General features: G+C 59.7%; 14 protein-coding genes. 9 read left to right on the plus strand and 5 right to left on the minus strand.

Going from position 1 to position 12,149, the window contains the following annotated elements; all coding sequences use genetic code 11:
- Window positions 1–14 precede the first annotated feature (14 nt).
- The 7 genes from sufC (at window position 15) to HMPREF2932_RS10495 (ending at window position 6,792) form a co-directional block, all read left to right on the plus strand.
- Window positions 15–773 carry a Fe-S cluster assembly ATPase SufC gene (gene sufC / locus HMPREF2932_RS10465; RefSeq protein ID WP_046649116.1) on the plus strand — a complete coding sequence of 253 codons (759 nt, stop codon included), beginning with the start codon at window positions 15–17 and terminating at the stop codon, window positions 771–773.
- Between the two features lie 79 nt (window positions 774–852).
- Window positions 853–2,100: a cysteine desulfurase gene (locus HMPREF2932_RS10470; RefSeq protein ID WP_071410107.1), complete on the plus strand. Its 1,248-nt coding sequence runs from the start codon at window positions 853–855 to the stop codon at window positions 2,098–2,100.
- Entirely contained in the window at window positions 2,097–2,546 is a 450-nt protein-coding gene (gene sufU, locus HMPREF2932_RS10475; RefSeq protein ID WP_071410108.1) for a Fe-S cluster assembly sulfur transfer protein SufU, read from the plus strand. Before HMPREF2932_RS10470 ends, sufU begins: the two co-directional genes overlap by 4 nt.
- On the plus strand, window positions 2,547–2,975 hold the full coding sequence (locus HMPREF2932_RS10480; protein ID WP_010186729.1) for a metal-sulfur cluster assembly factor: 429 nt from the start codon (window positions 2,547–2,549) through the stop codon (window positions 2,973–2,975).
- A 328-nt stretch (window positions 2,976–3,303) separates the two neighbouring features.
- The gene (locus HMPREF2932_RS10485; RefSeq protein WP_046649119.1) at window positions 3,304–4,935 is read left to right on the plus strand and encodes an ABC-F family ATP-binding cassette domain-containing protein; all 1,632 of its coding nucleotides are present in this window, start codon (window positions 3,304–3,306) and stop codon (window positions 4,933–4,935) included.
- 13 nt (window positions 4,936–4,948) lie between these two features.
- Window positions 4,949–5,911, plus strand: a complete 963-nt coding sequence (locus HMPREF2932_RS10490; protein WP_071410109.1) for a nucleoside hydrolase — start codon at window positions 4,949–4,951, stop codon at window positions 5,909–5,911.
- A gap of 125 nt (window positions 5,912–6,036) precedes the next feature.
- Entirely contained in the window at window positions 6,037–6,792 is a 756-nt protein-coding gene (locus tag HMPREF2932_RS10495; protein ID WP_071410110.1) for a hypothetical protein, read from the plus strand.
- On the opposite strand, the gene HMPREF2932_RS10500 is transcribed toward HMPREF2932_RS10495, so the two are convergent.
- Together HMPREF2932_RS10500 and HMPREF2932_RS10505 are read right to left on the minus strand one after the other, a co-directional pair.
- A complete protein-coding gene (locus HMPREF2932_RS10500) occupies window positions 6,771–7,199 on the minus strand; it encodes a hypothetical protein (RefSeq protein ID WP_246818663.1) in 429 nt (142 codons plus the stop codon). The two genes, HMPREF2932_RS10495 and HMPREF2932_RS10500, sit on opposite strands and share 22 nt — an antisense overlap.
- Window positions 7,200–7,347: 148 nt before the next feature.
- Window positions 7,348–8,037 (minus strand): MerR family transcriptional regulator, encoded by a 690-nt coding sequence (locus HMPREF2932_RS10505; protein ID WP_071410111.1) that lies wholly within the window; start codon window positions 8,035–8,037, stop codon window positions 7,348–7,350.
- Window positions 8,038–8,248: 211 nt separating this feature from the next.
- Here HMPREF2932_RS10505 and HMPREF2932_RS10510 point away from each other — a divergent pair, with 211 nt between their 5' ends.
- Window positions 8,249–8,848: a lipoprotein LpqH gene (locus HMPREF2932_RS10510; RefSeq protein ID WP_071410112.1), complete on the plus strand. Its 600-nt coding sequence runs from the start codon at window positions 8,249–8,251 to the stop codon at window positions 8,846–8,848.
- A gap of 113 nt (window positions 8,849–8,961) precedes the next feature.
- On the opposite strand, the gene HMPREF2932_RS10515 is transcribed toward HMPREF2932_RS10510, so the two are convergent.
- Both HMPREF2932_RS10515 and HMPREF2932_RS10520 read right to left on the minus strand, forming a co-directional pair.
- Window positions 8,962–10,326 (minus strand): PFL family protein, encoded by a 1,365-nt coding sequence (locus HMPREF2932_RS10515; protein ID WP_046649124.1) that lies wholly within the window; start codon window positions 10,324–10,326, stop codon window positions 8,962–8,964.
- A gap of 15 nt (window positions 10,327–10,341) precedes the next feature.
- A complete protein-coding gene (locus tag HMPREF2932_RS10520) occupies window positions 10,342–10,611 on the minus strand; it encodes an ACT domain-containing protein (protein WP_010186707.1) in 270 nt (89 codons plus the stop codon).
- A gap of 79 nt (window positions 10,612–10,690) precedes the next feature.
- Here HMPREF2932_RS10520 and HMPREF2932_RS10525 point away from each other — a divergent pair, with 79 nt between their 5' ends.
- Window positions 10,691–11,380, plus strand: coding sequence for an SDR family oxidoreductase (locus tag HMPREF2932_RS10525; protein ID WP_071407069.1), 690 nt, complete (start codon window positions 10,691–10,693; stop codon window positions 11,378–11,380).
- On the opposite strand, the gene HMPREF2932_RS10530 is transcribed toward HMPREF2932_RS10525, so the two are convergent.
- Window positions 11,377–12,123, minus strand: a complete 747-nt coding sequence (locus tag HMPREF2932_RS10530) for a hypothetical protein (RefSeq protein ID WP_071410113.1) — start codon at window positions 12,121–12,123, stop codon at window positions 11,377–11,379. The two genes, HMPREF2932_RS10525 and HMPREF2932_RS10530, sit on opposite strands and share 4 nt — an antisense overlap.
- Between the last annotated feature and the right edge of the window lie 26 nt (window positions 12,124–12,149).

A 12,149-nucleotide genomic window follows, 5' to 3' on the forward strand; every position in this document is an offset into this window, starting at 1 on the left:
CAGGTACCAACTCAATGTCTACTCTGGAAATCAAGAATCTCCACGCGCAGGTGCTCCCACACGAGGAGGACGGTGAGCCCACGCCGATCCTCAAGGGTGTCAACCTCACCATCAATTCCGGTGAGACCCACGCCGTCATGGGCCCCAACGGCTCCGGCAAGTCCACCCTGTCCTACGTTATCGCCGGTCACCCCAAGTATGAGGTGACCGAGGGCGAGGTGCTTCTCGACGGCGAGAACATCCTCGAGATGGAAGTCGACGAGCGCGCCCGCGCTGGTCTTTTCCTGGCCATGCAGTACCCGACTGAGGTGCCGGGCGTGAAGATGTCGCAGTTCATGCGCTCCGCCGTGACCGCTATCCGTGGCGAGGCTCCGAAGCTGCGCGAGTGGAACAAGGAGCTCACCGAGGCCCGCGAGAAGCTGGCCATCGATAAGTCCTTTGCACACCGCTCCGTGAACGAGGGCTTCTCCGGTGGTGAGAAGAAGCGCCACGAGGTCATGCAGCTCGACATCCTCAAACCGAAGTTCGCCGTCATGGACGAGACCGACTCCGGCCTGGACGTCGACGCCCTGCGCGTCGTCTCCGATGGCATCAACAGCTATCAGGAGGAGACCAACGGCGGCATCCTCCTCATCACGCACTACAAGCGCATCCTCAACTACGTTGTCCCGGACTTCGTCCACGTTTTCGCCGACGGACAGATCATCAAGACCGGCGGCGCCGAGCTGGCTGATCAGCTTGAGGCAGACGGTTACGAGCAGTTCCTCAAGTAGGCCGTACCGCCGACCCCGGTAACACCACGACAGACCACACCACGACACGCTAGAGAAAAAGAACCGAGCACAAGGACCTATGCCTGAACTAGACGTTAATGCGATTCGGGAACAATTCCCTATCCTCTCGCGCACGGTGCGCGACGGTAAACCTTTGGTGTACCTGGATTCGGGAGCGACCTCGCAACGTCCCCTGCCGGTATGGAAGGCCGAGGAGGAGTTCGTGCTCGGCACCAACGCTCCGGTGCACCGCGGTTCCTACCAGCTGGCGGAGGAGGCCGATGACGCGTACGAGTCCGCTCGCCAGGCCATCGCCGCCTTCGTTGGCGCTGACCGCGATGAGATTTCCTTCACCAAGAACGCCACTGAGGCGTTGAATGAAGTTGCTTACGTGCTCAGCGATGAGCGCGCCGGCGAGCTGTACGTCGGTGAGGGCGATACCGTCGTGGTCACCGAACTGGAGCACCACGCGAACTTGGTGCCGTGGCAAGAGCTGTGCCAGCGCACCGGCGCGACGCTGAAGTGGTACTCCATGACCGAGGACGGCCGCATTGATCTCGATTCGCTCGAGCTCGATGACTCCGTCAAGGTCGTGGCTTTTACCCACCAGTCCAACGTGACCGGGGCCGTAGCGCCCGTCGCAGAGTTGGTCCGCCGTGCCCGTGCCGTGGGTGCCATGGTGGTCCTCGACGCCTGCCAGTCGGTGCCGCACATGCCGGTGGATTTCCACGAACTTGATGTGGATTTTGCCGCGTTCTCTGGGCACAAGATGTGCGGGCCGACCGGCGTGGGCGTGCTCTACGGTAAGCAAGAGCTGCTGGCGCAGCTGCCGCCTTTCCTCACCGGCGGTTCCATGATCGAAGTAGTCAAGATGGAAGGCTCGACGTTTGCCGCGCCACCCACCCGCTTCGAGGCCGGAACCCAAATGACCAGCCAGGTTGTGGGCCTTGGTGCAGCAGTGAAGTTCTTGAGCGAGGTGGGCATGGAGGCCATCCACGCCCATGAGCAGAAACTCACTGCACTGGCCTTGCAGAAGCTTGCCGAGATCCCCGCCGTGCGTATTATCGGGCCTGAAAACACCGAGGATCGCGGGGGAGCGGTGTCCTTCATCGTGGAGGGCATCCACCCGCATGACCTTGGCCAGGTCCTTGATGCTCACGGCGTGTCCATTCGCACCGGCCACCACTGCGCATGGCCGCTGCACCGCGCGTGCCAGGCTAATTCGACCGCACGCGCTAGCTTTTACCTGTACAACACTGAGGACGAGGTCGACGCCCTCATAGAGGCGGTGCGGGCTGCCCGCACCTTCTTTGGAGTGAGCGAATGAACCTAGATTCCATGTACCAGGACGTCATCCTGGATCACTATAAGAACCCGAAATTCTCTGGCCTGCGCGAAGGCCAGGCAGAAGTTCACCACGTCAACCCTTCCTGCGGTGATGAGCTCACCTTGCGCGTGAAACTTTCCCCCGACGGCACAACCGTCGAGGACGTGTCCTACGACGCCGAGGGATGCTCCATTTCGCAGGCCTCGACCTCTGTCATGGCGGAGGAAATCGTCGGCATCCCCCTCGAGGAGGCAAACGCCAAGCTGGCCGAATTTGAGTGGATGGTGACCTCACGCGGTGAAGTTGAGGGCGACGACGAGATTATTGGGGATGGCGTCGCTTTTGCCGGCGTAGCCAAGTTCCCCGCCCGTGTTAAATGCGCTCTCCTCGGATGGAAGGCTTTCCAAGCCGCCACCGTGGAAGCGTTGAATGAATTGGAGAAGTAGATGGCTGATAACACTGAAACCACCGGTGGCAGCACGGATCCTTACCAGGACCAGAATGCCTCCTTCGATGGCGCTGCTGTCAAGCCTGAACAAACCGAAGAGCAGATTGCGAAGACCTTCGATATCACCGAGTACCTTCGTGATGTCATCGACCCAGAGCTTGGAATCAACATCGTTGATCTGGGCTTGGTCTATGACGTCTGGCTCGACGATATTGACGGCAAGAACACCTGCGTCATTAACATGACGCTGACCTCCCCGGCCTGTCCTCTCACCGATGTCATCGGCGAGCAGATCGAGGATGTCATCGTAGGCAACAAGCTCGCCGAGGCAGTCCAGCTCAACTGGGTCTGGATGCCGCCGTGGGGCCCGAACATGATTACCGAAGAGGGCCGCGAGATGCTCCAGGCCCTCGGCTTCGCCGTCTAGAGTCCGCGAGGCGTTACGGCTAATCCCACCGCCGGTTCGACAATGCGCATCATCATTGCGCGTAATCGAGCCGGCGGTGTGGTGCATTTCTGGGAACAGCCCCGGTTTGTGGCACCGCGGTCGCTTCAACCAATTGCAAAGCCCCAGACCTGGAACCCGAAACTCGCAGGTCGGCGTCGCCCAGCGCTTGCCGACGCCCCCACCGACCACTTTGAGATTTCGGGATCCAGGTCTGGGGATATACGTGTTGACGGTGGCTTGAGCGCGGTCTTCGGTCTGCGCACTGTCGGTTCGGGATTAACTACCCTGGTTGCTAGACTGTTTCGACGTGATTGTGACCAATGATTTCGAGGTGCGCGTGGGCGCACGCACGCTTCTCGACGCCCCCGGCCAGCACCTTCGCGTGCAGCCGGGGGATCGCATCGGCCTGGTCGGGCGCAACGGCGCGGGCAAGACGACCACCATGCGCATCCTGGCGGGGGAGACCGAGCCCTATGGCGGCTCGGTAACGCGCTCAGGTCCGATTGGTTACCTGCCGCAGGATTCCCGCGAAGGCAATATTGAGCAGACTGCGCGTGAGCGCGTGCTCTCTGCGCGCGGTTTGGATGAGATCAAGCGCCGCATGGCCAAGCAACAAGAGTTGATGGAAACCGCCACGGACGATAAATTCCGCGACAGGGCCATTCGTAAGTTCTCCCGCCTGGAAGAGGAATACCACACCTTAGGTGGCTATGAGGCGGACTCCGAATGCGCGCAGATCTGCGACAACTTGGGCCTGCCGCAGCGTGTGCTCGACCAGCAGCTCAAGACGCTGTCCGGCGGTCAGCGCCGCCGCGTGGAGCTGGCGCAGATTCTTTTTGCAGCTTCGGCTGGCTCCGGCAAGTCTCAGACCACATTGCTTCTCGACGAGCCCACGAACCACCTCGACGCGGACTCGATTACCTGGCTGCGCGGCTTCCTGTCCAAGCATGAGGGTGGCCTCGTGATGATTTCGCACGACGTCGATCTGCTCGAGGCCGTGTGCAACAAGGTTTGGTTCCTCGATGCCGTTCGCGCCGAAGCAGACGTCTACAACATGGGCTTTAAGAAGTACCTCGCCGCCCGCGCCACCGATGAAGCTCGTCGCCGCCGCGAGCGCGCCAACGCGGAGAAGAAGGCCGCAGCCCTGCACAAGCAAGCCGCCAAGTTGGGAGCGAAGGCCACGAAGGCCGCCGCCGCCAAGCAGATGCTGCACCGTGCAGAGCGCATGATGAACGAGCTCGATGATGTCCGCGTGGCCGACAAGGTGGCCAACATCAAGTTCCCCGAACCTGCACCCTGCGGCAAGACCCCGATGAACGCCAAGGGCCTGACCAAAATGTATGGCTCGCTGGAGGTCTTCGCTGGCGTCGACTTGGCCATCGACAAGGGGTCCCGCGTGGTCGTGCTGGGCTACAACGGTGCCGGCAAGACGACCCTGCTCAAGCTGCTGGCGGGCGTGGAACGCACCGACGGCGAAGGCGGAATCGTTTCCGGCCATGGACTGCGCATCGGATACTTTGCCCAGGAACACGACAACATCGATCCAGACAAGACCGTGTGGGAAAACACGATTGAGGCATGCCCTGACGCTGGCCAGCAGGATTTGCGCGGTCTGCTGGGCGCCTTCATGTTCTCCGGTGACAAGTTGGAACAGCCTGCCGGAACGCTCTCCGGTGGTGAGAAAACCCGACTGTCGCTGGCAACGCTGGTGTCCTCACGCGCCAACGTGCTGCTTCTCGACGAGCCCACAAACAACCTAGACCCACAGTCCCGCGAGCAGGTGCTCGATGCCCTAGGCACCTACACCGGTGCCGTGGTCTTGGTTACTCACGACCCAGGTGCGGTTAAGGCACTCAAGCCGGAGCGCGTCATCATCATGCCTGATGGCGATGAGGATTTGTGGAACGACGAGTACATGGAAATCGTGGAATTGGCCTAATAGACTTTCGGGCATGACCGCCCAGCCTGTTCTCCTTGATTGCGACCCCGGTATCGACGATGCCCTAGCGTTGATCTACCTCGCCGCACTTCACCGCGCCGGAGAGATCGAACTGGTCGGTGTTACTACCACCGCTGGAAACGTCGGGATTGAACAGACCACCCGCAATGCTGCCTACATCCTGCAACTGTGTGGCCTGGATGAGGTACTTGTCGCTGCGGGGCTTCCGAAGCCCAGCCAGGTGGAGCTCGTGACGACTCCGGAAACCCACGGCCCAAGCGGCCTTGGGTACCTGAGCGTGCCGGAGGAGCATACTCCTGCGGAGAATCTTGAGTGGACCAGCATCTGGACCGAAGCTGCGGGCCGCAACGCGCAGCTCATCGTGACCGGTCCATTGACCAATGCCGCGCACTTTGCTGCGGAGCACGCTGCCGACTACGCCTGCTTCTCCGGTGTCACCATCATGGGTGGTGCTGTGAACTATCCCGGCAACACCACGCCAACGGCGGAGTGGAACTTCTGGGTCGACCCGCATGCTGCGCGCGACTTCTTTGAATCCACCTCGAGGCCCATCACGCTGTGCCCACTCAACGTCACTGAGACGATGCTCATCGGCCCGACGCAGTTGGAACGACTGCGTGAAGCGCTCGCGCAGCACCCGGTGGCGGACGTTCTACCGGAGATTATGCGCTTCTACTTCGAATTTCATGAGGCGCACGGCGCGGGATATCAGGCTCAGATACATGATCTGCTCACCTGCATGGTGGCGCTGCAGAAGGTCCCGTTCTTTTCCACCGCGACCACCGTGCGGGTAGTCAGTGAACCGGAATGGTTGCGCGGAACGAGCGTGGCGGACCTGCGCGGTCACTGGGGTCGGCCCGCTAATGCTGCGTTGGTCACCGCCGTCGATGTTGCCAGCGCCCATCGAGAGTTTCTGCGCGCAGCAACTCTTCTTGGTCTTCCAGAAAACCTATAGTGCGCTAGAATCGGGGCCACAACCACACACCGCTCAAGACTCTTCTCTTGGGTCCTTCCGCTTCCCACGCACAGGGTCTAGAAGTGGTCAGACCCCGGCGTGCTGCCGCAGGAGAGGAAGAAGTCATGAACACCGCCAATAACCTCGATTCCGTTATTGAACCGTTGCTCACCGGATTAGTGAGCAAACGACCTGAGGTCCGCGTGGACTGGGCCTATACCGAATTGAAAGAGGGCATTGAGTCCGGTCAGTGGGATGACCATCTTGATCAAATTCGTGAACGCCTCAGCGGCTACCTGCGTACAGACAAGGTGTGGACGAAGGCTTTGTCCGCTCGCTTGCTCAACGTGCTCACGGAGGCAGGACACTTCCACTACGAGGACTACCTCACCTTCCGCGCGTGGTATGTCACGGAGGATGACACACGCGGCATTGTTAAAGACATCGGCCCTATTATGGCCGTTGGTTGCGGCGCTGACTATGTAGAAACCTGTGTTCGCAAGGGGAGGATCCCTGCCGTCGAAGGCGCAGCGATCATCTCGTGCCGCCTTCGCGCCCCCGGAGGAGTGTGGCATGACGATGAGGGCTTGCGGCTTGCGCGTGCTGCCTGCACCACAATTGGCAAAAGCACCTCGACTCACATCCTCGAAATCTGGATCGAAAGGCTAAGCAATACCGTGCTTACCGAAGGCGTGCGCAACAACAACCGCGCCGTCGTGGAAAACTTCGCCCGCTTTCTCAAGGCCACAGCCCACATGGTCCGCAGTGCACCGGAGAAGTGGGGAATTGATGCCGAACGCGCGGAGCTGGCCTTGCCAATGATTTCGGAGCTTGAGCAGCAACTACGCAACGCTAGCGACTACCGAGAAGCAGCACCATAAAAGCGCACCTTCGTAACCTCCATCGAGCGAGCGCGCTGCCATGGGTAGCGATCTGGTGATGCCTGGACAGGCTTGCTGAGGAGCAGGAGAGTATCGGTCCCGGCTGGGCCGCCTACTATGAGCTCGTCGTTGCTAAGGACAACCGCTGATTCGAAGGTGCGTTCCGCCTGTGTGCTGCGGACTAGAGACATCGGTACCTCAACGAAGATTGTTTTCCCGCGCCGCAATACCGTGAGATTCTCGGTGACATAACTGGGGCGAATGCGCTCAGCGGCAATCAGGCCCCACACAAAGATGATGGCCCACAGCGACAACAGCAATGCCACAATTCGCAGAACGCCCGCAGGCAAAAGAAGGTGAACAACTACCATTTCAACCAGCAATATCGCAGTAATGAAGCCAAGCATTTGGAGCCTTCCAGGAGGGTGGGGAAGTGCCACGGCGCCAACTGGAAGCAGCGTTTGTCCTCGTATCCAGCGCCACAGATCCCGGTAGAGGCCCAATTCATACTTGGCAAGGCGAAATCCAGGATGCTTTTCTACACATCGCCAGACGCTAGTCACGTGAGTCTCCAGCCAAAGCCTCGAGTGCTGCACCTTGCGCACCAGTCGTCGGCGCATCAGTCACGGTCAGCGAAGCGTTGCCAGGCAGCAGCGTTGGGTAGATTCCTCGCATCAACCCGTGTTCGCCCATGTTGCGCAGCGTCTCGACGATAAGCGCAACCCGACGATCACGCGGGGACAGCGAGCCAAGCTCTCGCCACAAGGTTTCAACTCTGCGGAGAACTGCACGGCAATCGTCGTCAGCGAGGTTCTTTCGAAGCTGTTCCCAGGTCGCTGATGTAGCGACGCCGGTAAGCGCCATGAGATCCCAGGAGTCCAATTCCAGCTGCAGCATTGCTGGGTCTTCGATAACTTCGCTCAAGGACTCTCGAATATCGTTGGGGGTTCCATGAGGTGCTGCGGCCAAAGCACGCAGCTTCTCACGTTGTCGCTGCAGACGAGCGATTTTTTCGTCCACAATGGCGAACGAGCGCTCGATGGCGTCGGGAGAGGAGACATCAGCAACGGCAACGCCGGCGTCGATCAGTGCTCGCGCACGAACAACTGCGGCGAGATCGGAGATCGAGTAATCGCGATAGTTTCCGCTGGTGCGTGCTGGTTCGGGAACCGCACCCGTCTCGTGCAAATGGCGCACGGATCGCACTGAACAACCAGCGACCGCGGCAACGTCTGAAATCTTCATAGGACCAAACTAAACCCTCACATTGTGTGAGGGTCAAGCGGTCAGTGGAGTGAACTAGTCGAAGGGGGCGTCACTCTTCATTGATCAACAGCATTGAGCATGATTACCCCCGCGTGGGGGAGCATGTTTGCGCCCCGCTAAACGAACCTTCACTAGTGTTTGTGTTATCTGCGTCACGCATGAGTGGCCAAACTCAAAGAAGGGAAAGCCAATGAAAGTAGCTAAGTCTATTACGTCTCTTGTAGCGGCTATCGCGTTGACGACGCTCGCTGCTTGTTCACAATCTGACGGTGACGTCAGCGAGAAATCAGCAGTTGATACCACCCAAGCTGCAGCTGAAGGTGAGAAAACTACCGAAGACACCAACGTAGATTCTGCCGCAATCTCAGAGTCTGCCGATAGCACTGACTCCGACGCAGAGTCCACTGCAGGATCAGACGATCAGGCCGACTCAACAGGTGGCAGCTATGAAGCCACGGTCGATGGAAAGGCGATCGAGGTTGAAAACGAAACTATCCTTTGCCAGGAGGCAGCTGGTTCGATGAACCTGACCGTAGCACCCGAAGGGGCTGGTACAGCCAGCATTACCGCCGTGCTTAGTACTGATGAAAACCTAACGGTCAAGGCTCTCGGAATGGTAGATGGGGAGGGGAACACGCTGGCATACGCCGAGAGCAGCCCGATGGGTTCCGCCACGGCATCGAAGGAAGGCGACACCTACACGATGTCGGGTGAAGGCCTTTTGTCTAATGGAAGTAATCCAACCACCGGGGAAACGAAGCCATTCGAAGTGAAGATTACCTGCAGCTAATCGCGGTCAATCGTGGTGAATCGACAACAAGTGCTGACCCAGAGGTGTACAGAGGCCAGCACTTGTTTGTTCACGTGATTATTGGGAAGGCGATGCAGACTTTCGTGCGCTGACTAGTTGCGGAAACCGTGCACCGGTGCCGGAATGAAGCCACCACGGTTGATGAAGGTGGAGTTGCCTACCTGGTTAACCGGGATGACCGGAGCGTAGCCTAGAAGGCCGCCGAAGTTGACCTCGTCGCCAGCCTTGGTACCAGGAGCAGGGATAACGCGCACGGCGGTTGTTTTATGGTTCATCACGCCAATGGCGGCCTCATCCGCGATCATGCCGGCGATGGTCTCAGCAGAGGTATCGCCCGGGATGGCGATCATGTCTAGGCCCACCGAGCAGATCGAGGTCATGGCCTCCAGCTTGTCGATGGAGATGGCACCGGTGCGCACCGCATCGATCATGCCCTTGTCCTCGGAAACCGGGATGAAGGAACCCGACAGCCCACCCACGCGGGAGCAGGCCATCATGCCGCCCTTCTTGACGGCGTCGTTAAGCAGTGCGAGCGCTGCCGTGGTGCCGTGCGTGCCCACTTGGTCGAGGCCCATGTGCTCCAGGATGTGCGCGACGGAGTCACCCAGCTCTGCGGTGGGAGCAAGGGAGAGGTCAATGATGCCGAACGGGACACCGAGGCGCTCCGAAGCCATTTCACCCACGAGCTGGCCGGCGCGGGTGACCTTGAAGGCCGCCTTCTTGACCTCTTCGGCGACCTCGTTGAGGGTGGCGCCCTCAAGGGAGCCGAGCGCGCGATCGACCACGCCCGGGCCCGATACACCTACGGAAACGACGCAGTCCGGTTCCTCAATGCCGTGGAAGGCACCGGCCATGAAGGGGTTATCGCCCACGGAGTTGGAGAAGATCACGAGCTTGGCGCAGCCGATGGCGCTGCGCTCCTTGGTGAGCTCGGCAGCTTCCTTGATGATGCGTCCCATCTGTGCCGCAGCATTCATGTTGATGCCGGCGCGGGAGGAAGCGATATTCACCGAGGAGCAGACCAGGTTTGTCTCTGCCAGGGCTTCCGGGATGGAACGGATAAGCGCCTTTTCGGCGGTCGTTGCGCCCTTTTCGACGAGCGCGGAGTAGCCACCGACGAAGTCAACACCGGTCGCTGCGGCAGCGCGATCCAGCGCGCGGGCAACGTCCACGGGGTTTCCTTCGATACCGGCCACGATGAGCGCGATGGGGGTGACAGAGATGCGCTTGTTGACAATCGGGATGCCGAGCTCGGCCTCGATTCCCTCGCACACCTCAACCAGGTGTGCGGCGCGGGATGTCACGAGGTCGTACACGGCCTCGGCGGTGGCTTCCATAGTGGAGCGGGTGCAGCCGAGCAGCGAAATGCCCATAGTGACGGTGCGGATATCGAGACGGTACTTCTCGATCATCTCGATGGTGTCGAGAATGCTGGCGGTATTGAAGCGGTTAAGCATGACTGGTTATCGTCCCTAAATCTCGTTCATTGCGGTGAACAGCGCTTCCGACTGCACGCGAATGGATTGCTTGATGGACTCACCGACGGTGTTCATCCGCTCCTGGAGCTGCTGGATGCTGACCTCGTTCTCATCGAATTCGACGCGCAAGATCATGGTGAAGTACTCAGACATGAGCGTCTGGGAGACGTCAACGATATTGACGTTAAGTTCTGCGAGGGCGGTGGACACGGCGGAGATAATGCCGGTGTTATCGACACCGGTAACAGTCATGATGGCGATCATGACTAGATTGTAACCTGTACGTTTTTCCAGCTGCCCTGGGGTCCTGCAGTGAGATCAGATAGCGCGTACGGTGGCGCACATGACTGATACGACAACAACTGCACGCAAGAAGGTTTTGTACATCGGCGGCCACGGAAAGGTTGGGCTTTTGGCGGCGCCCAAGCTTGTCGACGCCAACCTCACCGTCCATTCCCTTATCCGTAGCCCCGACCAGGTCGCTGATATTGAAGCCCTAGGCGCCACCGCAGTGGTGCGCGATCTCACCGAGCTTTCTGTTGAGGACTGGGCAGAGCTTTTGGCTGACTATGACGTCGTCGTGTGGGGCGCTGGAAACGGTGGCCGCGCGGGTGCGGAAGTGACGTGGGCAGTCGACCGCGATGCGGCACTTGCCTCCATCGCTGGCTTGGAGAAGCTAGCGGAGGAGGGGAAGCACACCCCGGCCTACGTGATGATTTCCTACATCGGCGCTACGGAGAACACGACCGATCCTGCGGATGAGAAGTGGTACGCCTACGTGGAGTCCAAGAAGGCCGTAGACAATAAGCTCAATTTCACGGATCTTAACTACCTCATCCTGGGCCCTGCGGCCCTGACTGAAGAGCCTTCGCGTGGCATCACCGTGTTGGACAAGGATGCAGAGCGGACCGGAAAGCTGACCACTTCCCGGGAGCTTGTTGCCGAGGTTGTCGCTGAGGTTGCTCGCCGCGATAGCTTCCCGGCCTCGCCTCTGGAGTTCATCGATGGTGAAGGCCGCGTTAAGGACATCTAGGATGCAGGAGACGCCGCGGCGTTAAGGCCAGCACTTACTTGCTCGCGGGTCAGACCGTTGTGCAAGCTCGCCTGGCGAAAAGGTTTAGTAGCGAGGTGGGCGGCGATGTACCACCCCGTGGTGTGCTCGAAGGTGGCTTGGCTTTGGAAGCGCACCACGGCAATACCTTGCTCGCGGAAGGACCGGGGAGACGTGTGGGATTCAAACTCGTCGCTGATGATTTCTTGAACCGTGCCGTCGGGGAGGAAGAGGCGCACCTTGGCTTTGTAGTAGTACTCGGTGGGATCGGCATGCGGCACGTGCCGACCGGTCTGCCAGATCTCGCTGAGCAGAGCGGGATAGTACTCAATCCAGCCTTTTTCTGCGGCGGTGCCCAGTCGGCGTGCGCCCCACGTTGAACTGCGAATGGACCGAATCTGTCTACCTGCCGCGACCACGAGCACGAGGACAAAGACTGCGACGGCCAATCCCTGCCACCCCGAGCTGATGGACGTATCTTCGCCGATAATGGCTGATATCGCGATAGCGAGTAGCACTACCGCCACGATGAGCTTGGTCCGCAGGTTCTTCCATCCAGATGTGGATCGACCCGGCAATGGCCCAGCCGCTGCAATGGCGCGACCGACGGCAGCTGTCGTAGGAGAAGGGTTTGGCGAAGATACTTCCCTTAAGCTACGAGGAATGAGCCTTTCGGAGTATTCATGATCCGGAAAGTCGAAGGGGGCTATCGCTTGCTGAGACATTGTGGTGGGCTCCTGAAGAAGGTGGG

The organism is Corynebacterium sp. HMSC074H12, assembly GCF_001813755.1.
GTDB lineage: Bacteria > Actinomycetota > Actinomycetes > Mycobacteriales > Mycobacteriaceae > Corynebacterium > Corynebacterium hiratae.